At 73.4% G+C, this 24,941-nt stretch carries 22 protein-coding genes and 1 pseudogene; 9 read left to right on the top strand and 14 right to left on the bottom strand.

Annotated features, from left to right (window positions below; all coding sequences use genetic code 11):
• Positions 1-22 precede the first annotated feature (22 nt).
• From ACZ58X_RS07640 to hutU, 5 genes are all read right to left on the bottom strand, one after another.
• Positions 23-1,069, bottom strand: a complete 1,047-nt coding sequence (locus tag ACZ58X_RS07640) for a PLL family lectin (RefSeq protein WP_470332721.1) — start codon at positions 1,067-1,069, stop codon at positions 23-25.
• Positions 1,070-1,339: 270 nt separating this feature from the next.
• Positions 1,340-2,515 (bottom strand): imidazolonepropionase, encoded by a 1,176-nt coding sequence (gene hutI, locus ACZ58X_RS07635; protein ID WP_470332720.1) that lies wholly within the window; start codon positions 2,513-2,515, stop codon positions 1,340-1,342.
• A gap of 34 nt (positions 2,516-2,549) precedes the next feature.
• Entirely contained in the window at positions 2,550-3,911 is a 1,362-nt protein-coding gene (locus tag ACZ58X_RS07630; protein ID WP_470332719.1) for a formimidoylglutamate deiminase, read from the bottom strand.
• The gene (locus ACZ58X_RS07625; RefSeq protein WP_470332754.1) at positions 3,902-5,083 is read right to left on the bottom strand and encodes an allantoate amidohydrolase; all 1,182 of its coding nucleotides are present in this window, start codon (positions 5,081-5,083) and stop codon (positions 3,902-3,904) included. Before ACZ58X_RS07625 ends, ACZ58X_RS07630 begins: the two co-directional genes overlap by 10 nt.
• Before the next feature lie 17 nt (positions 5,084-5,100).
• Complete coding sequence (gene hutU / locus ACZ58X_RS07620) at positions 5,101-6,771, bottom strand: urocanate hydratase (protein ID WP_470332718.1); 1,671 nt, start codon at positions 6,769-6,771, stop codon at positions 5,101-5,103.
• Positions 6,772-6,987: 216 nt separating this feature from the next.
• Here hutU and ACZ58X_RS07615 point away from each other — a divergent pair, with 216 nt between their 5' ends.
• A complete protein-coding gene (locus ACZ58X_RS07615; protein WP_470332717.1) occupies positions 6,988-7,347 on the top strand; it encodes a Uma2 family endonuclease in 360 nt (119 codons plus the stop codon).
• Between the two features lies 1 nt (position 7,348).
• On the opposite strand, the gene ACZ58X_RS07610 is transcribed toward ACZ58X_RS07615, so the two are convergent.
• Together ACZ58X_RS07610 and ACZ58X_RS07605 are read right to left on the bottom strand one after the other, a co-directional pair.
• Entirely contained in the window at positions 7,349-7,672 is a 324-nt protein-coding gene (locus tag ACZ58X_RS07610) for a hypothetical protein (protein WP_470332716.1), read from the bottom strand.
• Between the two features lie 122 nt (positions 7,673-7,794).
• Positions 7,795-8,664 carry a MurR/RpiR family transcriptional regulator gene (locus ACZ58X_RS07605; RefSeq protein WP_470332715.1) on the bottom strand — a complete coding sequence of 290 codons (870 nt, stop codon included), beginning with the start codon at positions 8,662-8,664 and terminating at the stop codon, positions 7,795-7,797.
• A 251-nt stretch (positions 8,665-8,915) separates the two neighbouring features.
• Between ACZ58X_RS07605 and ACZ58X_RS07600 the strand changes: the two genes are divergently transcribed.
• Positions 8,916-9,347 carry a hypothetical protein gene (locus ACZ58X_RS07600; RefSeq protein WP_470332714.1) on the top strand — a complete coding sequence of 144 codons (432 nt, stop codon included), beginning with the start codon at positions 8,916-8,918 and terminating at the stop codon, positions 9,345-9,347.
• A 28-nt stretch (positions 9,348-9,375) separates the two neighbouring features.
• On the opposite strand, the gene hutH is transcribed toward ACZ58X_RS07600, so the two are convergent.
• Positions 9,376-10,953 carry a histidine ammonia-lyase gene (gene hutH, locus ACZ58X_RS07595; protein WP_470332713.1) on the bottom strand — a complete coding sequence of 526 codons (1,578 nt, stop codon included), beginning with the start codon at positions 10,951-10,953 and terminating at the stop codon, positions 9,376-9,378.
• Positions 10,954-11,055: 102 nt separating this feature from the next.
• On the bottom strand, positions 11,056-12,222 hold the full coding sequence (locus ACZ58X_RS07590) for a macrolide family glycosyltransferase (RefSeq protein WP_470332753.1): 1,167 nt from the start codon (positions 12,220-12,222) through the stop codon (positions 11,056-11,058).
• Between the two features lie 110 nt (positions 12,223-12,332).
• Between ACZ58X_RS07590 and ACZ58X_RS07585 the strand changes: the two genes are divergently transcribed.
• Positions 12,333-12,941, top strand: coding sequence for a TetR/AcrR family transcriptional regulator (locus tag ACZ58X_RS07585; RefSeq protein ID WP_470332712.1), 609 nt, complete (start codon positions 12,333-12,335; stop codon positions 12,939-12,941).
• On the opposite strand, the gene ACZ58X_RS07580 is transcribed toward ACZ58X_RS07585, so the two are convergent.
• The 4 genes and pseudogenes from ACZ58X_RS07580 to ACZ58X_RS07565 all read right to left on the bottom strand — a co-directional run bounded on the left by ACZ58X_RS07580 (position 12,916) and on the right by ACZ58X_RS07565 (position 17,946).
• Positions 12,916-13,266, bottom strand: coding sequence for a hypothetical protein (locus tag ACZ58X_RS07580; protein WP_470332711.1), 351 nt, complete (start codon positions 13,264-13,266; stop codon positions 12,916-12,918). The two genes, ACZ58X_RS07585 and ACZ58X_RS07580, sit on opposite strands and share 26 nt — an antisense overlap.
• 981 nt (positions 13,267-14,247) lie before the next feature.
• Positions 14,248-15,498 (bottom strand): annotated as a pseudogene (locus tag ACZ58X_RS07575) (GGDEF domain-containing protein); the annotation flags it as partial.
• A gap of 256 nt (positions 15,499-15,754) precedes the next feature.
• A complete protein-coding gene (locus tag ACZ58X_RS07570) occupies positions 15,755-16,876 on the bottom strand; it encodes an adenylate/guanylate cyclase domain-containing protein (RefSeq protein ID WP_470332710.1) in 1,122 nt (373 codons plus the stop codon).
• Between the two features lie 173 nt (positions 16,877-17,049).
• On the bottom strand, positions 17,050-17,946 hold the full coding sequence (locus tag ACZ58X_RS07565) for a biotin--[acetyl-CoA-carboxylase] ligase (RefSeq protein ID WP_470332709.1): 897 nt from the start codon (positions 17,944-17,946) through the stop codon (positions 17,050-17,052).
• A 233-nt stretch (positions 17,947-18,179) separates the two neighbouring features.
• Here ACZ58X_RS07565 and ACZ58X_RS07560 point away from each other — a divergent pair, with 233 nt between their 5' ends.
• The 6 genes from ACZ58X_RS07560 (at position 18,180) to ACZ58X_RS07535 (ending at position 23,815) form a co-directional block, all read left to right on the top strand.
• Positions 18,180-19,790: an acyl-CoA carboxylase subunit beta gene (locus ACZ58X_RS07560; RefSeq protein WP_470332708.1), complete on the top strand. Its 1,611-nt coding sequence runs from the start codon at positions 18,180-18,182 to the stop codon at positions 19,788-19,790.
• 29 nt (positions 19,791-19,819) lie between these two features.
• Positions 19,820-20,041: an acyl-CoA carboxylase subunit epsilon gene (locus ACZ58X_RS07555; RefSeq protein WP_470332707.1), complete on the top strand. Its 222-nt coding sequence runs from the start codon at positions 19,820-19,822 to the stop codon at positions 20,039-20,041.
• A gap of 157 nt (positions 20,042-20,198) precedes the next feature.
• On the top strand, positions 20,199-20,339 hold the full coding sequence (gene mmpB / locus ACZ58X_RS07550; RefSeq protein WP_375894723.1) for a morphogenic membrane protein MmpB: 141 nt from the start codon (positions 20,199-20,201) through the stop codon (positions 20,337-20,339).
• A gap of 47 nt (positions 20,340-20,386) precedes the next feature.
• Complete coding sequence (locus ACZ58X_RS07545) at positions 20,387-20,989, top strand: nucleoside triphosphate pyrophosphatase (protein ID WP_470332706.1); 603 nt, start codon at positions 20,387-20,389, stop codon at positions 20,987-20,989.
• A gap of 65 nt (positions 20,990-21,054) precedes the next feature.
• On the top strand, positions 21,055-21,801 hold the full coding sequence (locus tag ACZ58X_RS07540) for a hypothetical protein (RefSeq protein WP_470332705.1): 747 nt from the start codon (positions 21,055-21,057) through the stop codon (positions 21,799-21,801).
• Between the two features lie 235 nt (positions 21,802-22,036).
• Entirely contained in the window at positions 22,037-23,815 is a 1,779-nt protein-coding gene (locus ACZ58X_RS07535) for an acetyl/propionyl/methylcrotonyl-CoA carboxylase subunit alpha (protein ID WP_470332704.1), read from the top strand.
• A gap of 139 nt (positions 23,816-23,954) precedes the next feature.
• Here ACZ58X_RS07535 and ACZ58X_RS07530 read toward each other — a convergent pair whose 3' ends face one another.
• Positions 23,955-24,914, bottom strand: coding sequence for a DeoR/GlpR family DNA-binding transcription regulator (locus ACZ58X_RS07530; RefSeq protein WP_470332752.1), 960 nt, complete (start codon positions 24,912-24,914; stop codon positions 23,955-23,957).
• Between the last annotated feature and the right edge of the window lie 27 nt (positions 24,915-24,941).

Genomic DNA, 24,941 nt, shown 5'->3' with positions numbered 1-24,941 from the left:
AGGACGGCTTCGGGGGGAAGCCTCAGTTGGGGTAGTAGTTGTGGATGTTGTAGACGATGTTGTTCCGGTAGTAGTTGCCCCGGACGTCGTAGAAGTTGCCGCCCCGGATGGTCACGCCGACACCGTCCGGCTCGGAGTCGACGCGCGGGGCCGACGGGCTGGCGACGTTGTTGCCGTTGGGCACGCCCTGGGGGATCGTCGAGTCGGAGGAGTTCGTCGGGATCTCGGAGGCCAGGATCTGGCCGGAGCTGGCCTGGCGCCAGGCCAGGACCATCCGGCCGTCGTGGAAGTTGTAGGCGACCGACGGGGCGGCGTTGGTGTAGGTGTTCCTGACCTGCTGCCAGTTGTTGTCCCACTGCCAGTACCGGACGTACAGGCCCTGGCGGTAGATCCGGTTGTCGGTGCCGCGGTGGACGACGGTCAGCCGGTCGTCGGGCGAGGTCGAGGCGCCGACCCCGGACTCCGTACGGGCCCCGCCCGGCAGTTCGGTCCAGGCGCTGAAGTTCCGACGACTCCCCATGGTGGCGTGGTAAATGCGCTCGTTGGCGCCGACCACGATGAAGTGCAGCACGTCCGGGGAGGCCGCGACGGCCGGGCTCAGGGTCGGGCGGCCGGCCGAACCGGAGCCGCCGATGTTCTGGGTGCTGAACTGGATGGGCCGGTTCCAGTACCAGCGCCGGTGGTTGGACTCACCGGGGTTGGCAAGGTTCTGGCCCCAGACGTCGCCGTTCTGGCCGGTGTGCCAGATCCAGAGCTCGCCGTTGAACACGGTGATCGACGGGGCGGCGTAGGTGACGCCTCCGATGTGGTTGAAGTCGCCGTTGTCGACGTTGAACCAGAGGTTGTTGTCCTGGCCGCGGATGACCTCGACGTTGCTCCCCGCGTAGAACGCCATCGCCGGGGAGTCAGGGGTGCTGCCGTTGTGGTTCGTCTCCTGCCAGGGCGTTACCGCACCGGCCGGGGCCGTGCCCGCGAAGACGGCGGCCAGCGTGGCGAGGAGGACGGTCACAGCGGCGACGAGCCCGGAGGCTTTGCGACGGTGCGGTGGGGTGTGCGGTAGTGCGGTCATGCCTGCTGCCCTTCCGGTCCGTGAGCCCGGGTCCGACCTGTGGGCTCCGGAGTGATGACGTGATGTGCCGCGGATCCGACGACGGACCCGCACGGGGCGTGTTCCCCGGCGGGCGCGGAACCGCCCGACGCAGAGGTTGTCAGCGCGGCTGGGCCCGCCACATCGGTCATCTGACTTAACGGTCCGGGCGAACACACCGGACACCCCCGAACCGGGACGGCGAAGCCCCCGCGCCCGCCACCCCGGGGGCGCGGGGGCCGTCCAAAGGTCCTAGACCTCGCGGACGCCCGCGCGCCAGACCGCCGCCGTCAGCGGCACGCCCGGGCGGTACGCCAGGTGGACGTGCGAGGGCGCGTCCAGCAGCAGCAGGTCCGCCCGCGCGCCCTCCGTGACCGTCCCGACGTCGGTGCGCCGCAGCGCGTGGGCGCCGCCGGCCGTGGCCGCCCAGACCGCCTCGTCCGGGGTCATGCCCATCTCCCGCACCGCCACGGCAATGCAGAACGCCATCGAACTGGTGAAGCTGGAGCCCGGGTTGCAGTCCGTGGACAGCGCCACCACCGCACCCGCGTCCAGCAGCCTGCGCCCGCTCGGGTACTCCGCCCGGGTGGAGAACTCCGCCCCCGGCAGCAGCGTCGCCACCGTCGCCGACCCCGCCAGCGCCGCCACGTCCTCGTCCGTCAGATGCGTGCAGTGGTCCGCCGAGGCGGCCCCCAGCTCCACCGCGAGCTGCACGCCCGGCCCGTACGTGAGCTGGTTGGCGTGCACCCTCGGCGTGAGGCCCTTCTCGATGCCCGCCGTCAGGACGGCCCGCGCCTGGTCGCCGTCGAAGGCGCCCTTCTCGCAGAACACGTCCACCCAACGGGCGTGCGGCGCACAGGCGTCCAGCATCTCGCCGGTCACCAGCTCCACGTACCCCGCCGGGTCCTCGGCGTACTCGGGGGCCACGATGTGCGCGCCCAGGTACGTGGTCTCCGGGGTGTAGGTCGCCGCGATCCGCAGCGCCCGGGCCTCGTCCTCGACCGTCAGCCCGTAGCCGGACTTGCACTCGATGGTGGTGGTGCCCTGCCGCAGCGCCTCCCGGACGAACCCGGCCAGGTTGGCGTCCAGTTCGGCGTCGCTCGCCGCCCTGGTGGCCGCCACCGTGGTGCGGATGCCGCCCGCGCTGTACGCCTGCCCGGACATCCGGGCGTTGAACTCGGCCGTACGGTCCCCGGCGAACACCAGGTGGGCGTGCGAGTCGACGAAGCCGGGCAGCAGCGCCCGGCCCTCGGCGTCGAAGCGCTCGTCCGCCGCCGGGGCCTGGGCCGCCGGGCCGACCCAGGCGACGGTGTCGCCCTCGACCACCACGGCCGCGTCGGCCAGCAGGCCGAGCGGCCCGGTGCCCTGCCCGGGGTCGTTGGTGACCAGGCTGCCGATGCCCGTGATCAAGGTGGTCCTGGTGCTCAAGACAACGCCTTCCGCGTGAGGTCGAACAGGGGAGTCAGTAGTCCAGCGCGCCGATCGCCGAGCGCAGCGCCCCCGGCACGTCGGCCACCAGCTGGTGCACGCCGTCCCGGACGACGTGCCGCCCGCCGACCACCAGGTGCCGGACGTCCGCCGCCGAGGCCGCGAACACCGCGATCTCGGCGCCGAGCCGCGGCGGCGGCCCCGCCGTACGCACCGAGTCCAGCGCGATCGCCGTGAAGTCGGCGAGCGCCCCGGCCTCGATCCGGCCGGCCTCGGGCCAGCCGAGCGAGGCGTGGCCGTCCTCGCCACCCGCCCGCAGCAGCGCGTTCGCCGTCCAGTGGCCGCGGGTGCGCGTCCGCAGCCGCTCGTCCAGCTCCAGCGCCCGGGCCTCCTCCCACGGGTCGATCACCGCGTGGCTGTCGCTGCCCAGGGAGATCGGGCTGCCCGCCGAGGCGAGCCGGCGGGCCGGGCCGATGCCGTCGGCGAGGTCCCGCTCGGTGGTGGGGCACATGCAGACGGTGGTGGAGGAGTCGGCGAGGAGCTCGACGTCCTCGTCGGTGAGGTGGGTGGCGTGCACGGCCGAGGTGCGCGGGCCGAGCGCGCCGTGGTCTGCGAGCAGCCGGGTCGGGGTGACGCCGTGCGCGGCGAGGCAGGCCTCGTTCTCCGCGGTCTGCTCGGACAGGTGGACGTGCAGCGGCGCCCCGCGCGTCGCCGACCAGTGCGCGACGGTGCCCAGCTGCTCGGCCGGAACGGCCCGGACGGAGTGGATGGCGGCGCCGATCCGGGCGTGCTCGCGCGGCTTGAGCGCGTCCGCCCGGACGGCCCAGGCCTCGGCGTCGCCGTCGCTGAACCGCAGCTGCGGGTGGGTCGGTTCGGCACCGAAGCCGGCGGACAGGTAGCAGGTGTCCAGCAGGGTGATCCGGATGCCGGCCCGGGCGGCGGCCTCGATCAGCGCCTCGCCCATCGCGTTGGGGTCGGTGTAGCGGGCGCCGCCGGGCGCGTGGTGCAGGTAGTGGAACTCGCCGACGGCACTGATCCCGGCGAGCGCCATCTCGGCGTAGACGGCGGTGGCGAGCTCCAGGTAGCTGTCCGGGTCGAGCGCGCCGGCGAACCGGTACATGGTGTCGCGCCAGGTCCAGAACGTCCCGGAGCCGACCTGGACGTGCCCGCGCAGCGCCCGGTGGAAGGCGTGCGAGTGGGCGTTGGCCTGGCCGGGCAGCAGCAGTCCGTCGAGCCGGACGGCGCCGGGCGGGCAGGGCCCGCTGTCCGGCGTCACGGCGGCGATCCGGCCGTCGGCACCGGTGGTGATCAGCACGTCCGGCTCGACCACCGGCCCGTTGTGGTGCGGCAGCCAGGCGTACTGCGCCCAGTACGTCACCGAAGCGGTCAATGACACGCCAGGTCCTCCAGTACGTCGGCGAGGGCGGCGACCCCGGCCAGGCAGTCGGCCTCCTCGGCGCGCTCGGCCGGGGAGTGCGAGACCCCGGTGGGATTGCGCACGAACAGCATGGCGGTCGGGATCGCGGACGCCAGGATCCCGGCGTCGTGTCCCGCGCCGGTGGGCAGCACCGGGGCCTCCAGCAGCTTGGCGAGCCGGTCGCGCAGCGGGCCGTCGAAGTCCACCACGGGGGTGTACGACTCGCGGGTCAGCTCGACCCGGACGCCGTCGCGCTCGCCGCGCTCGGCGGCCGCCCGCTCGATCTCGGCGACCAGCTCGGTGAGGGTGCGCTCGTCGGCGGCCCTGGAGTCCAGCCAGCCGCGCACCAGCGAGGCGATCGCGTTGGTGCCGTTGGGCTCGACCGCGACCTTGCCGAAGGTGGCCAGCGCGCCCGCCAGCTTCGCCTTCTTGCGGGCGGCGAGCACGGTGTTGGCGTAGGTCAGCATCGGGTCGCGGCGGTCCTCGATCCGGGTGGTGCCCGCGTGGTTGGCCTCGCCGTGAAAGTCGAAGCGCCAGCGGCCGTGCGGCCAGATCGCCCCGGCCACGCCGACCGGCTGCTCCTCGGTGAGGCAGCGGCCCTGCTCGACGTGGAGTTCGACGAAGGCGCCGATCCGGGACAGCCGCTCCTCGTCCGCGCCGATCGCGGTCGGGTCGTAGCCGGCCTTCTCCATCGCGTCGGGCAGCCGCAGGCCGTCGGCGTCGCGCAGCTCGTACGCGGCCCTGCGGGACAGCAGCCCGGCGGTCAGCCGGGAGCCGATGCAGGCCACGCCGAACCGGGCGCCCTCCTCGTCACCGAAGTTGACGATCGCCAGCGGCTTGGTGAACTCCGCTCCCCTGGCGCGCAGTTCGTCCAGCGCCGCGAAGGAGGAGACCACCCCGAGCGGGCCGTCGTAGGCGCCGCCGTCCGGGACGGAGTCCAGGTGCGAGCCGGTGACGACCGCGCCCTGGCCGTGCGGGTCGCCCAGCCAGGCCCACTGGTTGCCGTTGCGGTCCAGCTCGTACGTCAGGCCGCGGTGGCGGGCCTGCTGCTCGAACCAGGCCCGGCACTCGGCGTCGGCGGAGTTCCAGGCGAAGCGGCGGTAGCCGCCGGAGGCGGCGGAGCGGCCCACGGGGAGCAGCTCCGCCCACATCTCGTTGAACGAAGAGCTCACAGTTCACCCATGGGAACGCGCACGCCGCGCTCGTCGGCGACCTCGACCGCGCGGTCGTAGCCGGCGTCCACGTGCCGGATGACGCCCATGCCCGGGTCGTTGGTGAGGACGCGGCGGATCTTCTCGCCCGCGAGCGCCGTACCGTCGGCCACCGTGACCTGGCCGGCGTGGATCGAGCGGCCGATGCCGACGCCGCCGCCGTGGTGGATGGACACCCAGGAGGCGCCGGAGGCGACGTTGACCATGGCGTTGAGCAGCGGCCAGTCGGCGATCGCGTCCGAGCCGTCCAGCATCGCCTCGGTCTCGCGGTACGGGGAGGCCACCGAGCCGCAGTCCAGGTGGTCGCGGCCGATCACGATCGGCGCGGACAGCTCGCCGGAGGCCACCATGTCGTTGAAGCGCTCGCCGGCCTTGTCGCGCTCGCCGTAGCCGAGCCAACAGATGCGCGCGGGCAGGCCCTGGAAGTGCACCTTCTCCTGGGCCAGCTTGATCCAGCGGGCCAGCGACTCGTTCTCCGGGAAGAGGTCGAGGACGGCCTTGTCGGTCTTGTAGATGTCCTGCGGGTCACCGGACAGGGCCGCCCAGCGGAACGGGCCCTTGCCCTCGCAGAACAGCGGGCGGATGTACGCCGGGACGAAGCCGGGGAAGGCGAAGGCGCGGTCGTAGCCGGCCAGCTGGGCCTCGCCGCGGATCGAGTTGCCGTAGTCGAAGACCTCGGCGCCGCGGTCCAGGAAGCCGACCATGGCCTCGACGTGCCGGGCCATCGACTCGCGCGAGCGGGTGGTGAACTCGGCGGGCTTGGCGGCCGCGTAGTCCGCCATGTCGTCGAAGTCGACGCCGATCGGCAGGTAGCTCAGCGGGTCGTGGGCGCTGGTCTGGTCGGTGACGATGTCGATCGGGGCGTCCATCGCGAGCAGCTGCGGGAACAGCTCGGCGGCGTTGCCCAGCAGGCCGATGGAGAGCGGCTGCTTCTTGTCGCGGGCGGCGGTGGCGAGCTCCAGCGCGTGGCCGAGGTCCTTGGCCTCGACGTCCAGGTAGCGGTGCTCGATCCGACGCGAGATCCGGGACGGGTCGCAGTCGATGCAGATCGCCACGCCGCCGTTCATGGTGACGGCCAGCGGCTGGGCGCCGCCCATCCCGCCGAGACCGGCGGTGAGGGTGATGGTGCCCTCCAGGGTGCCGTTGAAGCGCTTGTTGGCGACGGCGGCGAAGGTCTCGTAGGTGCCCTGGAGGATGCCCTGGGTGCCGATGTAGATCCAGGAGCCGGCGGTCATCTGGCCGTACATGGTGAGCCCGAGGCTCTCCAGCCGGCGGAACTCCTCCCAGTTCGCCCAGTCGCCGACCAGGTTGGAGTTGGCGATGAGCACGCGCGGCGCCCACTCGTGGGTCTGCATCACGCCGACCGGCCGCCCGGACTGGACCAGCATGGTCTCGTCCTGCTTGAGCCCCTGCAGCGTCCGCACCATGGCGTCGAAGGAGCGCCAGTCCCGCGCGGCCTTGCCGGTGCCGCCGTACACCACCAGCTTCGACGGGTGCTCGGCCACCTCGGGGTCGAGGTTGTTCATCAGCATCCGCAGGGCAGCCTCCTGCTGCCACCCCTGCGTCGTGAGCCCCGTCCCGCGCGCCGCACGCACCTCGCGCGGCCCGCTCGTCTGCTGCTGCACCATGTCCCGGCCTCCCTGCGGATGGATTCATTCAAGTTCTGCTCGGCTGAATATAACTAAACAACCGGCTTTCGACCAGACCCTGAAACAATCCGATCAGCAACGGCACCGGCCGACTTGGCGCGCTAGCCTGAACCCGGGCGAACACCAGCCACTCGGCCCAGCACCGACGCCGAGCTCCCCGAAAGCCTGGGCGCCTACGGGGTCTCGTCGATCACCATGCCCGACGATGCGGAGGACTACGCCACACCCGACCTCGTCGCCCTGCCGCGCAACTGGGAGGACGACGATGAATGGCTGGCAGACCCGCACGACGTCGAGCTCGCCGTGGAGGTCAACTCCACCTCCGAGCGAGTCAGTCCCATCACAGCCAAGACCAGCTGGTACGCGATCGCGGGCGTACAGGTCCTGCTCGCGGTCGACCCCCGCACGGGCACCTGGACGCTCTACACCCACCCTCGCGACGGCGAATATCGAGGCGTCCTGCACGGCAAGTACGGCGAGCCCGTCCCACTGCCCGCACCCCTGCCCGCCGAGCTGGACACCTCCGGCCTCCCGCTCTACGCCCCTCGCCGCTGACTCACGCCGCCGCGTCGCCGCCGTCCCAGTCGATGCCGATCTCGGCGAGCCAGCGGCGGTCCGCGGCGTCGGGGGCGGGCGGGGACGGTGGGCGGGGGACGTTCTGGACGGGGCCGAGGCCGTACTTCTCGGCGGCCGCCGTGGCACGGGCGTCGGGTTCGATGACGCCCACGTGCACGGCGGACTCGTCGCCCGGGTCGAGGACGGTCAGTTCGGGTTCGGGCAGGCGCCGCAGGGTGACGCGGCGTCCGCAGGCGGGGCAGGACCATTCGTCGGCACCCGAGGCCAGGCGGGCGACGAACTTCATCTCGTGGATCACGCGCATGGGCGGCACCCCCTGCACTAGGGGATGCCCGGCTTCGTGACGAGTAGTCCTTCGGCCGTTGTTCCGGGCCGCGCCCACTCCGGGCTGTCCCTACTCCAGGCTGTCCCTACTCCAGGCCGCGCCTACTCCAAGAACAGGCCCCGGGCCGCCGCGGACTGCTCGATCGCCTCCAACCTGGCTTCCGCGCCCGGGAGTTCGTCGCACATGCTCTGCAGCAGCACCCGGCCGAGCATCATCGGCGCGCAGGCGGTGTCGAAGACCAGCCCGGTGCCGACGGCGGCCGGCAGCATCAGGTCGGAGAGCTTGGCGACCGGCGAGAAGGCACTGTCCGCGACGGTGAGCACGGTCAGCCCGCAGTCCCGGGCCACCACCAGGGCGTCCATCAACTCCCGCGGGTAGCGCGGCAGTGCGAAGCAGAGCAGCGCGGTGGCTCCCGCCGCACTGGCCTGTTCCAGCCGGTCGGCGAGCATGCTGCCGCCCTCGTCCAGCAGCCGGATGTCCGGGTGCACCTTGGCCGCGAAGTACGCGAAGCCGCGGGCCTGGGCCGAGGCGGCCCGCAGGCCGAGCACCGGCAGCGGGCGGGAGGCGGCGAGCAGCCGGGCGGCCCGGGTGATCGGTTCGGGGTCGGCGAGCAGCTCGGCGAGGTGGCGCAGGTGGGCGATCTCGGCGAGGACGGCCTGCTGGTGCTCGTTGCGCACCGCGTCGTCCGGGGTCTCGGGCGCGGCGGGCTCGCCGGCGCCGAGTTCGCGCAACTGCTTGCGCAGCGCCGGGTAGCCGTCGTACCCGAGGGCGACGGCGAAGCGGGTGACGGAGGGCTGGCTGACCCCGGCGAGTTCGGCGACCTCGACGCTGGACAGGAACGGGGCCTCGTTGGCGTGCCGGACCAGCGAGTGGGCGATCCGCCGCTGGGTGGGGGTCAGCCGGTGGCCCTCGAACAGCTGGAGCAGCCGGGCGGAGGGACCGACGGTGCCGGCCTCGTCGGTGGCGGTCATCAGCGGTACCTCCGGATGCGTGCGGTTCGGACGACGACTGTGCAGCAGAGCGCCGCCGCTGGCAAAGACGTCTCGTACGACGGGACGCTTCATGAGACGTCCCACGGTTCGGACGGCGTCCCGGACAGCGCACGCCGACGAGCGGACCTCCCGGGCGCGGCCTCGGGGTAACCCTGATTTCTCCCTGAGCCCGCCCGGATTCCCCCCGCGAACGGATGGACCGGGCCGGACGGCGGCGCCACGCTACTGGCATGGACACTCGCCAGGACGAACTGCGGCGCGACCTCGACGCCACCCTTCAGGCCCGCAAGGAGCTCGGCAAGGACTACGAGGACGAGCTCCTCGACTCCTTCATGAAGCGCCTCGACGCCCGTCTGGACGCCCGGGTGGAGCGCTCGGTGGCCGCGCGGATGGACGTCGACGGCTACGAGCCCGGCTACCGCGGCCGGGACCGTGCGCGCCGCGGCTGGACCCCCGGCCGGTCCGGCAACCGGCTGGCGGTGATCTCGCTGGCCTTCGGCATCCCGCTGACCGCGATCGCGAGCAGCCCCGGCAGCGGCGGCTTCGCCGGGCTGCTGGCCTGCTGGGCGGGCATCGCCGGGGTCAACTTCGCCGCCGCACTGGGCAACCGCCGCGACCGGGACGACCGCGGCGGCCGCCGGTCGCGGGACGACTGGGACTGAGCCCCGGCCGCCCCGCTCCCGGAACACGTCAGGCCAGCGGCCCGGTGACCCGCTCCACCGCCCGCACCAGGTCCCCGGAGGCGACCAGCGCGGCGGCGGCCTCCAGGTCCGGCGAGAGGAAGCGGTCCCGGCCCGCGCCGCCGACCCCCGCCTCGCGGGCGGCGGCCATCGCGGCCGCGGTGGCCGGGGCGACCCGGCCGGTCGAGTCGGCCTGCTGACGGATCTCCAGCGCGCGGGCCGAGGCGGTCAGTTCGACGGCCAGGATCCGGCCGAGGTTGTCGACGGCCTGGCGCAGCTTGCGGGCGGCCGACCAGCCCATCGACACGTGGTCCTCCTGCATCGCGGAGGACGGGATCGAGTCGACCGAGGCCGGGACGGCGAGCCGCTTGTTCTCGCTGACCAGCGCCGCCTGGGTGTACTGGGCGATCATCAGGCCGGAGTCCACGCCGGGGTCGTCGGCCAGGAAGGCGGGCAGGCCGTGCGAGCGGGCCTTGTCGAGCAGCCGGTCGGTGCGGCGCTCGGAGATCGAGCCGAGGTCGGCGGCGGCGATGGCGAGGAAGTCCAGCACGTAGGCGACCGGTGCGCCGTGGAAGTTGCCGTTGGACTCCACCCGGCCGTCCGGCAGCACCACCGGGTTGTCCACCGAGGCGGCGAGCTCGCGCGAGGCGACCAGCTGGGCGTGCGCCAGGGTGTCCCGGCCGGCTCCGGCGACCTGCGGGGCGCAGCGGATCGAGTAGGCGTCCTGGACCCGCGGCGCGTCGTCCTGGTGGTGGCCGGTGAGGCCGGAGCCCTTGAGCACGGCGAGCATGTTGGCGGCGCTGAGCGCCTGGCCCGGGTGCGGGCGGATCGGGGCGTGCAGCTCGGGGGCGAGCACCTTGTCGGTGCCGAGCAGCGCCTCCAGGCTCATCGCGGCGGTGATGTCGGCGGTGGTGAACAGCCGCTGGAGGTCGGCGATGGCCATCACCAGCATGCCGAGCATGCCGTCGGTGCCGTTGATGAGGGCCAGGCCCTCCTTCTCCAGCAGCTCGACCGGCTCGATCCCGGCGGCGGCCAGCAGCTCGGCGACCGGCTTCTCCTCGCCGTCCGGGCCGGTGGCGGTGCCCTCGCCCATCAGCACCAGGGCGCAGTGCGACAGCGGCGCGAGGTCGCCGGAGCAGCCGAGCGAGCCGAACTCGCGGACCACGGGGGTGATGCCCGCGTTGAGCAGGGCGGCCATGGTCTGCGCGACCAGCGGGCGGACGCCGGTGCGGCCGGAGGCCAGGGTCTTCATCCGCAGGAACATCAGCGCGCGGACCACCTCGCGCTCGACCGCCGGGCCCATCCCGGCGGCGTGCGAGCGCACCAGTGAGCGCTGCAGCTGGGCGCGCAGTTCGGGGCTGATGTGCCGGACGGCGAGGGCGCCGAAGCCGGTCGACACGCCGTAGACGGGGCGCGGTTCGGCCGCGAGGGCGTCGATCCGGGCGCGGGCGGCCGCCATCTCGGCGAGCGCGTCGGGGCCGATCTCGACCCGGGCGTTGCCCCGGGCGACGGCCAGCACGTCCTCCGCACTGACGTCGGCCTTGCCGACCTGGACCAGCGGAGCGTCGGGGGCCACAGCACTGTGCATATCCATATACATAATCACACCAGGTGAATGAAGATATGACAACAGCTGCTCGCCATCCGGATTCTCCGCCGCCCCGGTCCCGACCGCACGCCCGGGGCCGCCCTACCCCTTCAACTCGGCCTCGATCAGGTCCACCGCCCGCGCCGTACCCCCCTCGGCCCGACCGGCGGCGGCCAGCACCGCCAGCCGCTCACCCACCGCCGGATCCCCGACCAGCTCCAGCAGGGCGCCGCGCAGCGCCGGCGCGGTGGCCTCCTCCGTGTCCAGCCGACGGGCGACGCCGAGACCCACCAGCGCGTCCGCATTGGCGAACTGGTCGGCGGCCTGCGGCACCGCGATCATCGGCAGGGCGTGGAACAGCCCCTCGCTGGAACCGCCCATGCCCGCGTGGGTGACGAAGGCATCCGCCTGGGCGAGCACCGACAGCTGCGGCACCCACCGGTGCACCTCCACGGTGTCCGGCACGTCCCCCAACTCCGCCAGGTCGGTGTGCTTGCCGACCTGGAGCACGACGTGCCAGCCGGGCAGGTCGCCGAAGGCCTCGACGCAGGCCCGGTAGAAGGCCGGCCGATCGGTGAAGGCCGAGCCCAGCGAGACCAGCAGCACCTTCTCGGCCTCCGCCGGGCGCTCCCACCGCCCCTGGTGGGAGCGGTCGCCGAAGCAGGGGCCGACGAAGCTGAACCGCCGCTCGTCGACCCGGTCCGCATGGGGCTGGAGCGCACGCGGGACGAGCGCGATGCACCGCTCGGGGCGGTTCTTGAAGGCCTCCACGTCACGCTCCACCGCGCCGGCCCCGGCCAGCCACGCACCGAACCGGCGGTAGTGCTCGGGGCCGCCGGGGCCGTTGCGGATCGCCTCGAAGACCTCGGCCAGCTCCCCCTCGATGTCGTCCCAGCCCACGAAGCTGGAGGACAGCTGCACCACCGGCACCCCCAGCCGCTCGCCGAACGCCCGCCCGGCGAAGCCCGCGATGTCGTAGAGCACCAGGTCGGGCCGGTCGCCCTCGAACGCCTCCAGCAGCACGGGCCACATCGCCAGCGTGTCGTCCAGGAACACGTCCTGGATCGCCACCGGCTCCTCCGGCCAGCCGGCCGGGTCGTCCGCGAGCGGCAACGCACTCGGATAGGGGACGAACTCCGCGCCGGTGGCCTCGACGATCCCGCGGAAGGACGGGTCGTTGACGTAGCTGACCCGGTGCCCCCGGGCGACCAGCTCGGTGATCACCGCGAGGCTGGGATTGACATGTCCGTGCGCCGGGACGGAGACCATCAGGATGTGTGCAGGGCGGTTCACAGTCACCTCCAAAGAACAAGACGAGACGTCCCGTCTCGCTTCCAAGACAATACGTCTCGTCTCGCCACCTCGCCTAGACTTTTTCCATGGCCTCCAGAACCGCCCCCGACCCCGCCCGCCGCAGCGAGCGCGCCCGCGCCGCCGTCCTCGCCGCCACCACCGAACTCATCGCCGAGATCGGCTACGGCAAGCTGACCATCGAGGCGATCGCCGCCCGGGCCGGCGTCGGCAAGCAGACCATCTACCGGTGGTGGCCCTCGAAGGGAGCCGTCGTCTTCGACGCCTTCCTCGCCGTCAACCAGCAGGAGGGCGGCCTCGCACTCCCCGACACCGGCGACCTCGCCGCCGACCTCCGGGCCGTCCTGCGCCCCACCAGCGACGAACTCACCGACCCGGGCGCCGACCGCACCTACCGCGCCATCATCGCCGAGATCCTCAACGACCCGGCGCTGCACGCCGAGTACCGCACCCGCCTGCTGGACCCACTGCTGGAGGTCACCCGCGACCGCCTCCGCACCGCCCGCGAGGCGGGCCAACTCGCCCCCGACGCCGACCTCGACCTCGCCGTCGAACTGCTCTACGGCCCGATCTACTACCGCTGGCAGTACCGGCTCGGCCCGCTCACCCACGAGCACGCCGACCGCCTGGTCGACGCCGCCCTACGGGCCCTCAACCCGCCTGCCGCCCACGCCTGAGCGCGTACACCAGCACCACCACGGCCAGCAGCACCCCCAGCGCGACGAGCGCGAACCACCCGAACACCGCGTCGAGCACCCGGCCGACCACACTGCGCCGGGCCGTGCGCTTGTGCCGCGAAACCGCGGAGTGCTCGGTGATCTGGTGCGCCCTCAGCCCGGTCCGCACCGGATGCGCCCGCCCGGCCCCGGTTCCCCCCGCCGACGCCGTCGGCCGCACCACCGGCACGGCCGAAGCCGGCGAGGCCACCGCCACCCCGCCCCCGAACACCAGCACCCCGGCCACCGCCGCGCCCACCAGCCGTCCGCCCACCGTCGCCCCCACTCCCGCTCAACCCCGCCACCTTCCCACCACCCCACCCCGCCACGGCACCCCACCCCCCACCCCGCGACCCACCCGCAACCCCCCAGTCACCGAACCGGCACATCCCGACACAACCGCGCTGGCAAGACCCCTCAACCAACCCGCACCACCCCACCCACACCAACCACCCACCTCCCCCTCACCCGACCAAGGCGAGAGGGACGCGCTGCGGGAGGGGGCGGTGGAGGGGGTGGGTGCGGAAGGGGGCGTGACGGGTGATTTTCAGACCGCCAACGGCGCCCGACCATGTGCCCACAGGGTCGGCGGTCCGAAAATCATCCAGCCCCCGGAGCGCCCACCCTCGGAACCGCCCCCGGACCCACCCACCCTCCCGAAAGCCCACCCCCACACCCCAGCCCCGCGCAGCGGCCCCCCTCACACCACCGGCGGCGACGCAGCCCCCGCCACCCCCACCGCCACCAAAGCCCGCAACGCACAAGCCACCTGCCCCAACGGCAACGTCGCATCATCCGCGAAGAGCTCCAGCAACCAGCCCCCCGCCGCGTTCTGCCCGCCCGCCGCGACCATCCCCCGGTACCCGGAGACCACGAGCATCGCCTCCTCCGCCGGGTCGTTCCCCGCCGCCCCCGCGCGGAGCGCGAACGCACCGCCGCGGACGGCCCGCCGGGTCATCGGGTAGTGCCGGAGGTCGAACACCGCGTCGGGCGCCTCGATCTGGGCCCGCTGGGTCTCGGCCCGGGTGCTGCTGGGTCCGCTGGTCATCCGGTAGACGGCGTGCTGGGCGGTGCGCATCAGCTGGGAGCCGGGTGGCACGTACGAGACCCACCAGCCGACCGCGTCGAGCAGCCGGGCGGAGGTCTCGGCGACGACGACCAGTTTGCCGAGGGTGTCGGCCGGGTGGACGGCCCGGGCGGCCGCGGCCTGGTCGAGGGCGGAGAGGACGGCGGTGAGCAGTTGCCCGGGGTCGGCGCTGTGGGCGGCGCCGCGGAACCGCCGCCGGTCGGCGGTGCCGGCCCGGCCGCCGGGCCCGCGGCGGCCGTCGGCGCGGTGGTGGGGGTCGGCGGCGTCGGCGAGCAGCACGGTGGGGTCGGGCGAGAAGCCGGGGCCGTGGCTGCGTCCGGCGACGACGGGGTGGGCGGCGCGGGCGGCCTTGGCCCGGTACTGGGCGGCGTCGGCGAGTCGGAAGAGCCGGTCGGGGGTGGTGACCGGCCCGATGGAGTCCCCGGTGGAGGCGACGCCGCAGGCGACCCCCTCGCCCTCGGCGAGGGCGAGGGCCCGGGCGCAGAGCTCCTCGGCGACGGCGACCACTTCGTCGGCCTTCTGTCCTTCGGCGAGCAGGCAGAACTCGTCGCCGCCGAGCCGGGCGGCCAGGCTGCCGGGCAGTTTGGCGGCGGCCAGCGAGAGCTGGTGGGCGAAGCGTTCCAGCAGCCGGTCGCCCATCTCGTGGCCGAGCTGGTCGTTGACCCGTTTGAGCCCGTTGACGTCGCAGACCACCAGCGAGACCACGGTGTTGTCCCGGTTGTGGGCCTCCAGCGCGCTCTCCAGCCGGGCGTCGACGGCCCGCCGGTTGGCGAGGCCGGTGAGCGGGTCGGAGAAGGCGAGTCGGCGCAGGTCGGCGAGGCGTTCGGTCTGGGCGAGGCCGGCCGAGATCTGGGCGGCGAGCAGGGTCGCGTAGTCGGCGTCGGCCTGGTTGAAGACCGGCAGGCCGACGGATCGGGCGAGGTAGAGCTCGCCCCAGGCCTGCCCGTGCAGCACGATCGGCGCGACCACGCAGCAGGCCCGGCCGCGCCGGCGCAGTGCGGCGGCGCGCTCCTGGCAGTACGCGCCGGCGGTCGGGTGGGCGTGCCCGGCGTGCGGCTCGTCGTTCTCGGCGGTCTGGAGCCAGGCGCGGGGCAGCCGCCCGGTGGTCCAGCGTTCCTCCAGATAGGTGACGATCTCCGGGAAGTCGGCGACCGGGTAGGACTCGTCCTGCGGCAGTTCCTCCTCGCCGGGGGCGAGTTCACCGTGGTTGACCAGGACCCGGAGGCGGCCGGACTCGCGGTCCCAGACCGAGACGGCGGCCATGGTGGCGCCGAGCGCCTCGGTGGCCCGGGCGGCGGCGGCCCGGACGGCCTCCAGCGGGGTGAGTGCCCCGGCCATGTCCTGGGCGAGTTCGACCACGGACTGGAGCCGCAGGTCGGGCAGCGGGTCGGCGCGGTGCGGGCCCTCGCAGTCACAGCCGCGGTCCGTCATGGTCGCCTCACTGCTCACCGGCTCGCCTCGCTCCCTGTGCTCGGTCCTACCGGACCCCCACCGGTCGGCCGCACCCGTCGGCCGCTTGCACCAAGACTATGGCGATTTAGTTCGGTTATGCCCCGTTTGCCCGGATGGACCCGCAGCGGACCGTACGGCCTTCAACCGTTCGGCCACCCGAAGCACCCCCGGCCGGGCCCACCGAACGCCCCGCCCGGCCCAGCCCACTCCGACCAGCCCACTCCGACCGCTCCGGCTACTCCGACTTCATCCGCCGCGACAGCAGCCACGGCTCCACCAGCCCCAGCCCCCGCACCGGCCGCCGCCACATCGGCTGGAGGTGGAACCGCGCCCCCGTGTCCGGTCCAGGCACCGGCAGCCCGGAGGCGGGCATCCCGGCCGCCACCGACAGCGCCTCGGCCAGGCCCGGCCCCTCCGAGTCGGCGGGGGCGACGCTGCCGTTCTGCTCCAGGGCGGCGGCGAACTCGCCGTCGATCAGCACCGCGTCCTTGGGGGCGATCGAGGTGAGCCGGCTGGCCAGGTTCACGGTGGTGCCGAAGACGTCGCCCATCCGCTGGGTGACCGTCCCGAAGGCCATGCCGACCCGCAGCGCCGGGATGGTCTCGTCCTCGGCGAGGGCGTCGATCAGGCTGAGCGCGATCTCGGCGGCGGTGGCCGGGTCCTCGGAGACGTAGAGGATCTCGTCGCCCAGGGTCTTGATCACCCGGCCGCCCTGCCCGGCGATCAGGTCGGAGCAGGTGTTCTCGAAGGTCTCGACCAGCTCGCCGAGTTCCTCCTCCTCCAGCCGCCGGGACAGCCGGGTGAAGCCGACCAGGTCCGCGAAGCCCACCGCGAGCCGCCCGCTGGTGATCTCGTGGTCCTCGGCGGCCTGCACGACCCGGCCGGTGACGGCGGCCAGTTGGCGCCGCCAGACGTACACCAGGAACTGCTCCAGCTCCGGCAGCAGCAGTTCGACCAGCGGGTACGCGACGTCGGCGCGGGTCAGTCCGGGCTCGACGGCCTGGGTGAGGTTCTCCAGGAAGGTGTCCATCTGCCAGCCGGCCAGCCGGGCCGTGGTCTGGCCGGTGGAGCGGGCCACCTGGATCGCCATCGACTCGCTGAGCAGCCCGGACTCGACCAGTCCGGCCAGCCGCCGCAGCGCGATCACGTCGCCGTCGGTGAGTGCCCGGGACTGGCCGATGTCGGGGAAGCCCATGGCCCGCCAGAAGCGGGTGGCCAGCTCCATCGGGACGTCGGCGGCACGCGCGGCCTGGTACGGGGTGTAGCGGCGTGGTGCGTCCAGGATCAGGCGTTCCAGTTCGAGCGCGACCGTGGGGTCGTGGCTGCCCGCCGTCCCGCCGTTGCCGTCCTCTGCCACCGGTCCGTCCCCGTGCGGTCGCCGCACTTGCCTCGTGTCCTACCTGTCCGGGCGCACCGTCCGCCACCCGGGCGGACAGTGGCGCGCCTCACACCGCTGCCAGGTGGAATGTTCGCACGGAATCGCGTGATCCGGGGCATCCGCCCGAGTCAAGGAGAGGTGAAGACTGCCGTTCAGCGCGGCTCGGGGCGGACGTGGACCACGTCCCCCGCGCCGACCGCCCGGCGTGCGCCGTCCGCGGTGCGGACCACCAGGCGGCCGTCGCCGTCGATCGCGACCGCCTCGCCGACCAGCTCGCGGTCGCCCGGCAGGTGCACCTTGACCTGCCGGCCGAGGGTGCTGCAGCGGTCCGCGTACGCACGCAGCAGGTCGCTGGCGTGCGGGTCCCCGGCGGCGGCCGTCCACTCCCGGTAGAGCCCGGCGAACTCGCGCAGCAGGGCGCGCAGCAGGACCGAGCGGTCGGTGGTGGTGGCGGCGCCGGCCAGCGCGAGCGAGGCGGCGGTGGGGACGGGCAGTTCCGCGGTGCGCAGCGAGACGTTGAGGCCCATCCCGACCACCACCGCGCCGCCGCTCAGCTCGGTGAGGATGCCGCCGAGCTTGCGCTCCGCGCCGTCGATCTCGGTTTGGAGGTCGTTGGGCCACTTCAGTCCGACCTCGACCCCGGCCACCTGGTCGAGGGTGCTGGCGGCGGCGACCCCGACCAGGATCGGCAGCCAGCCGTACCGCTCGACCGGAACCTCCTCCGGGCGCAGCAGGAAGGACAGGAACAGTCCGGAGCGGGCCGGGGCGGTCCACTGCCGGTCCAGCCGCCCGCGCGCGGCGCTCTGCGCCTCGGCGACCAGCACCGCGCCCTGCGGGGCGCCGGCGCGGGCCCGCTCGGCGAGGTCGCTGTTGGTCGAGCCGGTCTCGGTGACGACGTCCAGCGAGGTCCAGAGCCCGCCCGGGACGACCAGGTCGCGGCGCAGCGCCTCCTGGTCCAGCGGCGGCCGGTCCAGGTCGGTCCAGGGGGACGGTCCGGTGCGGCCGAAGCCGCGCAGTCCGCTGCGGCGGGGGGTCTCGGGTGCGGTCATGGTGGCCACCCTAGGACGTGGACCGGCCCGTGGCAGGACGGGCCGCAGAGGCGCAGTCCGCCCCATCGTCCCGCAGAACGCCCGTTGACACACTGTGTCGATGACCATAACGCCAGGACGTGCCGCATCGCCCTGCGCGCTGGTTACGCTACGCAGCGGTAGTTCGCAGCGCCGCCCTGCCCTCGTGCGCGAGCCCCCGATCCCGGCCCGCGCGATCGAACAGGTCGCGGCCCATGATCAGGGAGAGCCACCGGATGACCGAGGCGCCGTACGACCCCCACACCACCGCCGGGAAGCTGGCCGACCTGCGGCGCAGGCTGGACGAGGCGGTGCACTCCGGCTCGTCCAAGGCCGTGGAGAAGCAGCACGCCAAGGGCAAGCAGACGGCCCGGGAGCGGGTCCTTGAGCTGCTCGACGAGGACTCCTTCGTCGAGTTCGACGAGTTCGCCCGGCACCGCTCGACCAACTTCGGCCAGGAGAAGAACCGCCCGTACGGTGACGGCGTGGTGACCGGCTACGGCACCGTCGACGGCCGCCAGGTCGCCGTCTTCGCCCAGGACTTCACCGTCTTCGGCGGTTCGCTCGGCGAGGTCTTCGGCGAGAAGATCGTCAAGGTGATGGACTTCGCGTTGAAGACCGGCTGCCCGGTCATCGGCATCAACGACTCCGGCGGCGCCCGGATCCAGGAGGGCGTGGTCTCGCTCGGCCTGTACGGCGAGATCTTCCGCCGCAACGTGCACGCCTCCGGGGTCATCCCGCAGATCTCGCTGATCATGGGCCCCTGCGCGGGCGGCGCGGTCTACTCCCCCGCGATCACCGACTTCGTGGTGATGGCCGACCAGACCTCGCACATGTTCATCACCGGTCCGGACGTGATCAAGACGGTGACCGGCGAGGACGTCGGCATGGAGGAGCTGGGCGGCGCCCGCACCCACAACACCAAGTCCGGCAACGCCCACTACCTGGCCTCGGACGAGAAGGAGGCGATCGAGTACGTCAAGAACCTGCTGTCGTACCTGCCCTCCAACAACCTGAGCGACCCGCCGTCCTACCCGGAGCAGGCCGATCTCTCGGTCACCGACGAGGACCTCGAACTCGACGCCATCGTCCCGGACTCGGCGAACCAGCCGTACGACATGCGCAAGGTGATCGAGCACGTCGTCGACGACGGCGAGTTCCTGGAGACCCAGCCGCTGTACGCGGGCAACATCATCACCGGCTTCGGCCGGGTCGAGGGCCACCCGGTCGGCATCGTCGGCAACCAGCCGATGGACCTGGCCGGCTGCCTGGACATCAACGCCAGCGAGAAGGCCGCGCGGTTCATCCGCACCTGCGACTCCTTCAACATCCCGGTGCTGACCTTCGTGGACGTGCCCGGTTTCCTGCCCGGCACCGAGCAGGAGTGGGACGGCATCATCCGCCGCGGCGCCAAGCTGATCTACGCCTACGCCGAGGCGACCGTCCCGCTGATCACCGTGATCACCCGCAAGGCCTTCGGCGGCGCGTACGACGTCATGGGCTCCAAGCACCTGGGCGCCGACCTCAACCTGGCCTGGCCGACCGCGCAGATCGCGGTGATGGGCGCCCAGGGCGCGGTCAACATCCTGCACCGCCGGGAGATCGCCGAGGCCGAGGCGGCCGGCACCGTCGAGGAGAAGCGGGCCGAGCTGATCGCCTCGTACGAGGACACCCTGCTGAACCCGTACCTGGCCGCCGAGCGCGGCTACGTCGACGCGGTGATCGCCCCGAGCGAGACCCGCCGGCACATCGTCCGGGGCCTGCGGGCGCTGCGCGGCAAGCGCGAGGTGCTGCCGCCCAAGAAGCACGGCAACATCCCCCTGTAGGCACCACCCCTCTCGGGAGAGAACCAGCCATGTCCCCGATCCACGTGCTGCACGGGCAGCCGACCCCCGAGGAGCTCGCCACCGTCCTGGCGGTGGTCCAGGCCCGGGCCGCCACCGCGCAGGCCGCCGCCGAGGCGGCGCGCCTGGCCGGTGTCGGCCCGGCCTCCCCCTGGAACGACCGCTCCCGGCTGCTCCGCCCCGCCGTCCACCCGGGCGTCAACGCCTGGCGGACCTCGGGCTGGGCGCGCTGAGTTGACCGCGTGGAGGGGGGGGGGGGGGGGGGCTTTCCCCCCCCCCCCCCCCCCCCCCCACGACTCGCCCGGTCGCTCGCCCGCTGTGCCCGCTGTGCCCGAAACCTGAGTACGGATACTCAGGCGGCCGGGCCCACCCGCACCGCACTCTGGACGGGTGCTCTGGTCAGACCCCGAGGACGGGCCCTCGCCCGAGGCCCGTCGCATGCAGGAGCGGATGCAGCGGGCCGGCAAGGTGCTCGCCGCGATCGTGCTGGTGGGTGCCGTACTGATCATGGTCAGCCGGTACTTCACCTGAGCCGTTCACTAGAACGGCTCAACCACCCACCCCCTACCCTGGTGGGCATGACCGACCAGCGCTCCCTCGTCCTCGCTTCCGCCTCCCCCGCCCGCCTCGGGCTGCTGCGCCAGGCGGGGCTCGACCCGCGCGTGGTGGTCAGCGGCGTCGACGAGGACGCGATCACCGCCGCCACCCCCGGCGAGCTCGCCCTCGTCCTGGCCGAGGCCAAGGCGAAGGCCGTCGCCGCCGAACTGACCGGCGGCGAGCTGGTGATCGGCTGCGACTCCGTCCTGGAACTGGACGGCCTGGCCCTCGGCAAGCCGGCCGACGCCACCGAGGCGCTGGCCCGCTGGCAGTCCATGCGCGGCCGCGCCGGGGTGCTGCGCACCGGCCACTGCGTGATCGACACCGCGACCGGCCGGCAGTCCTCGGCGACCGCCTCCACCACCGTCCGCTTCGGCACCCCGGACGACGCGGAGGTGGCCGCCTACGTCGCCTCCGGCGAACCGCTGCACGTGGCCGGGGCGTTCACCCTGGACGGCCGCTCGGCGCCGTTCGTCGACGGCATCGACGGCGACCCGGGCAACGTCATCGGCCTGTCCCTGCCGCTGCTGCGCCGGCTGCTCGCCGACCTGGACGTCCGCATCACCGATCTGTGGACCAACTGACCTGCCACTCCATCCGGTTGGCCTCTAAGCTGACCGGCGTTCGAACGGGGAGGGGAACGCGGGCGATGACCGACAACGTGCTCAACGTGGTGCTCGGCCTGGTGGCCAGTGCCATCAGCGCCGGGCTCGGCTGGCTGGCCCAGGCCCTGCGGCGGCGCCGGAAGGTCGAGCGGGTACGGGAGTTCTTCGGGCTCCCGGCCGGCAGCGAGTGCCTGATCGTGGTGCCCCGCAGCGTCGGGACGGGCTCGCACGCCAACACCGTGACCCGCCGGGACGCCTACGCCCTGATGTGGCTGGCCGGGCTGGTCGAGGAGTGCGGTGCCCGGCCCGAGCTGGTCGCCCACGACGCCGCGCACCGCGGCCTGGGCGCCAAGACCGAGCTGTGCCTGGGCGGTCCGGTCAGCAACGAGCGGATGGCCGCCCACCTGGCCTGGGGCCTGCCGGGTGTGCTGGTCACCTCCGGTCCGGGCCCGGGCAGCAACGTGATCGTGGTCGGCGACCGGGACTTCACCGCCGAGCCCGACCGGACCCACGTCCTGCTGGCCCGGATCGCCACCCCGGAGGGCGGCCGCCCGGTGTTCCTGATCTCCGGCCAGACCGGCACGGCCAACCAGGCGGGCGTGCGCTACCTGGTCGCGCACCACCGCGAACTGGCCCGCGAGCACGGCCGGAACGGCACCTTCGCCCTCGTTCTGCGGGTGGTCAACCCGGACGCGTACGGGCCGGACATGGTCGAGCCGGTCGCCGACGTGACGGCCGCGGCGCTCCGCCGCCCGACCGCCGCGGCACCGGCCGGCAGCACCGCGGCATGAGCGGGCGGCGGAAGGTGTGTCCCATCCCACCGACCCGCCACGCCGCCCCGTGGTCACCCACCGTCGACCACCCCCGTCCGAGCGCACCGGCCACCACCTGCGCAGTCGTTCTCAACCCCGTCCCGGCGGCGGGGAATCCCATCACCGAGCGTGTGGGATAGTTCACAACCCGGGGCTACTCGCCGGTACCGCCCAGGAATCCATAAACTCATCGAGGTTCAAGAAGGGAGCCACAGTGCGCAAGGTGCTCATCGCCAACCGCGGGGAAATCGCCGTCCGCGTCGCCAGGGCCTGCTCGGACGCCGGTATCGCCAGCGTCGCCGTCTACGCCGAGCCGGACCGGGATGCGCTGCACGTCCGCGCGGCCGACGAGGCTTACGCGCTGGGCGGTGACACCCCCGGCACCAGTTACCTGGACATCGCCAAGGTCCTCAAGGCCGCGGAGGACTCCGGCGCCGACGCCGTCCACCCCGGCTACGGGTTCCTGTCGGAGAACGCCGAGTTCGCCCAGGCCGTCCTCGACGCGGGCCTGACCTGGATCGGCCCGCCGCCGCAGGCCATCCGCGACCTCGGTGACAAGGTCACCGCCCGTCACGTCGCCCAGCGCGCCGGCGCCCCGCTGGTGGCCGGCACCCCGGACCCGGTCTCGGGTGCCGACGAGGTCGTCGACTTCGCCCGGGAGCACGGCCTGCCGGTCGCCATCAAGGCGGCCTTCGGCGGCGGCGGCCGCGGCCTCAAGGTCGCCCGCAGCCTGGAGGAGATCCCGGAGCTGTACGAGTCCGCGGTGCGCGAGGCGGTCGCCGCCTTCGGTCGCGGCGAGTGCTTCGTGGAGCGCTACCTGGACAACCCGCGGCACGTGGAGACCCAGTGCCTCGCGGACAAGCACGGCAACGTGGTGGTCGTCTCCACCCGTGACTGCTCGCTGCAGCGCCGGCACCAGAAGCTGGTCGAGGAGGCGCCCGCGCCGTTCCTGACCGAGGCCCAGAACGCCGAGCTGTACCGCGCCTCCAAGGCCATCCTCAAGGAGGCCGGCTACGAGGGCGCCGGGACCTGCGAGTTCCTGGTCGCGCTGGACGGCACGATCTCCTTCCTGGAGGTCAACACCCGTCTGCAGGTGGAGCACCCGGTCACCGAGGAGGTCACCGGGATCGACCTGGTCCGCGAGATGTTCCGGATCGCCGACGGCGAGGAGCTCGGCTACGGCGACCCGGAGGTGCGCGGCCACTCCTTCGAGTTCCGCATCAACGGCGAGGACCCGGGCCGCAACTTCCTGCCCGCGCCCGGCACCGTGACGCTGTTCGCCCCGCCGTCCGGCCCGGGCGTGCGCCTGGACTCCGGCGTGGAGTCCGGCTCGGTCATCGGCCCGGCCTGGGACTCGCTGCTGGCCAAGCTGATCGTCTCCGGCCGCGACCGCAAGCAGGCCCTGGAGCGGGCCAGGCGCGCGCTGAGCGAGTTCAAGGTCGAGGGCATGGCCACCGCCATCCCGTTCCACCAGGCGGTCGTCACCGACCCGGCGTTCGCGCCGGAGGTGCACGGCGGCGAGGGCCCGTTCACGATCTACACCCGGTGGATCGAGACCGAGTTCGAGAACACCATCCCGGCCTTCACCGGCGGCGCCGGCGAGGGCGAGGAGGCGGAGACCCGGGAGACCGTGGTCGTCGAGGTCGGCGGCAAGCGGATCGAGGTCTCGCTGCCGTCCTCGCTGGGTGTCGCGGCGGCCCCGGCCGCCGGTGGTGCGACCGGCGCCGCCAAGGCCAAGCGCCGGGTGGGCGCCAAGAAAGCCGGCTCGGCCGTCAGCGGTGACACCCTGGCCTCGCCGATGCAGGGCACCATCGTCAAGGTCGCCGTCGAGGAGGGCCAGGTCGTCGCCGAGGGCGAGCTGATCGTGGTCCTGGAGGCGATGAAGATGGAGCAGCCGCTGAACGCCCACAAGGCGGGCACCGTGGTCGGCCTCAAGGCCGAGGTCGGCGGGAGCGTCAGCAGCGGCGCCGCGCTCTGCGAGATCAAGGACTGACGACGGGTTCGTCAATCTTCGACCGGTCCGTACTCCCTTCGGGGGTGCGGACCGGTCGCGTTTGCCCGCGCCGCCGCGGACCGGGTTCGGCGCCCGCGCCGCCGCGGACCGGGTTCGGCGCCCGCGCGGCACGCCGGGCTCAGCGCCCGCGCGGCAGGCCCATCTCGGCCAGCCGGAGCGGCATCCCGCCGGGGCCGACCGGGCCGCCGCCGTGCGCCCCGGGGCGGCGCTGCCCGGGCAGCGGGGCGCCCCCGGGCGGCGGGACGGGCCGGCGGCCCAGCGGGCCCGGCTGGGTCTGGTGCACCGGGCCGCTGCCGGTGCCGTGCACGGGGGCGTCGCCGCTCGGCGCGGCGCCGAGCGGCGCCAGGTCGATCTGCACCCCGCAGTCGGCGAGCGCGTCCAGTTCACGGGCGCAGGCGTCGTCGGCGGTGGCCTGCTCGTCGGTGACCAGCCGGGTGATGGTCTCGGTGGCGACGGTCTGGAACATGCCGGCCGCGCCGAGCTTGGTGTGGTCGGCGAGGACGATGACCTCGGCGGCCGCCAGCACCATGGCCCGGTCCACGCTCGCGGACAGCATGTTCGCGGTCGACAGCCCCCGCTCGGCGGTCAGCCCGCTGCCGGAGATGAAGGCCTTGGTGACCCGCAACCCCTGCAGCGACTGCTCGGCGCCGCTGCCCACCAGGGCGTAGTTGGAGCCGCGCAGGGTCCCGCCGGTCATCACCACCTCGACCCGGTTGGCGTGCGCCAGCGCCTGGGCGACCAGCAGCGAGTTGGTGACCACCGTCAGCCCGGGCACCCGGGCCAGCCGGCGGGCCAGCTCCTGGGTGGTGGTGCCGGCGCCGACCACCACCGCGTCGCCCTCCTCCACCAGTCCGGCGGCGAGGTCCGCGATGGCGCTCTTCTCCGCCGCGGACAGGTGGGTCTTCTGCGGGTAGCCGGGTTCGCGGCTGAAGCCGCCGGGGAGCACCGCGCCGCCGTGCCGGCGGTCGAGGAGCCCTTCTGCCTCCAGCGCCCGCACGTCACGGCGCACGGTCACTTCGGAGGTCTGGACGACGCGGGCCAACTCCCGGAGCGAGACCGCTCCGTTGGCGCGCACCATTTCGAGGATCAACTGGCGACGTTCTGC

Source organism: Kitasatospora sp. NPDC040550 (assembly GCF_055594965.1).
The sequence above is the reverse complement of the archived record's forward strand: the minus strand, read 5'-3'. Positions and strand labels throughout refer to the sequence as shown.

Coding starts and splice junctions, on each gene's coding strand:
- ACZ58X_RS07640 (WP_470332721.1), bottom strand. CDS start 1,069: ATGACCGCACTACCGCACACCCCACCGCACCGTCGCAAAGCCTCCGGG.
- ACZ58X_RS07625 (WP_470332754.1), bottom strand. CDS start 5,083: ATGTGGGCGGAGCTGCTCCCCGTGGGCCGCTCCGCCGCCTCCGGCGGC.
- hutU (WP_470332718.1), bottom strand. CDS start 6,771: ATGGTGCAGCAGCAGACGAGCGGGCCGCGCGAGGTGCGTGCGGCGCGC.
- ACZ58X_RS07615 (WP_470332717.1), top strand. CDS start 6,988: ATGCCCGACGATGCGGAGGACTACGCCACACCCGACCTCGTCGCCCTG.
- ACZ58X_RS07610 (WP_470332716.1), bottom strand. CDS start 7,672: ATGCGCGTGATCCACGAGATGAAGTTCGTCGCCCGCCTGGCCTCGGGT.
- ACZ58X_RS07605 (WP_470332715.1), bottom strand. CDS start 8,664: ATGACCGCCACCGACGAGGCCGGCACCGTCGGTCCCTCCGCCCGGCTG.
- ACZ58X_RS07600 (WP_470332714.1), top strand. CDS start 8,916: ATGGACACTCGCCAGGACGAACTGCGGCGCGACCTCGACGCCACCCTT.
- hutH (WP_470332713.1), bottom strand. CDS start 10,953: ATGCACAGTGCTGTGGCCCCCGACGCTCCGCTGGTCCAGGTCGGCAAG.
- ACZ58X_RS07590 (WP_470332753.1), bottom strand. CDS start 12,222: ATGGTCTCCGTCCCGGCGCACGGACATGTCAATCCCAGCCTCGCGGTG.
- ACZ58X_RS07585 (WP_470332712.1), top strand. CDS start 12,333: ATGGCCTCCAGAACCGCCCCCGACCCCGCCCGCCGCAGCGAGCGCGCC.
- ACZ58X_RS07565 (WP_470332709.1), bottom strand. CDS start 17,946: ATGACCGCACCCGAGACCCCCCGCCGCAGCGGACTGCGCGGCTTCGGC.
- ACZ58X_RS07560 (WP_470332708.1), top strand. CDS start 18,180: ATGATCAGGGAGAGCCACCGGATGACCGAGGCGCCGTACGACCCCCAC.
- ACZ58X_RS07555 (WP_470332707.1), top strand. CDS start 19,820: ATGTCCCCGATCCACGTGCTGCACGGGCAGCCGACCCCCGAGGAGCTC.
- ACZ58X_RS07545 (WP_470332706.1), top strand. CDS start 20,387: ATGACCGACCAGCGCTCCCTCGTCCTCGCTTCCGCCTCCCCCGCCCGC.
- ACZ58X_RS07540 (WP_470332705.1), top strand. CDS start 21,055: ATGACCGACAACGTGCTCAACGTGGTGCTCGGCCTGGTGGCCAGTGCC.
- ACZ58X_RS07530 (WP_470332752.1), bottom strand. CDS start 24,914: ATGGTGCGCGCCAACGGAGCGGTCTCGCTCCGGGAGTTGGCCCGCGTC.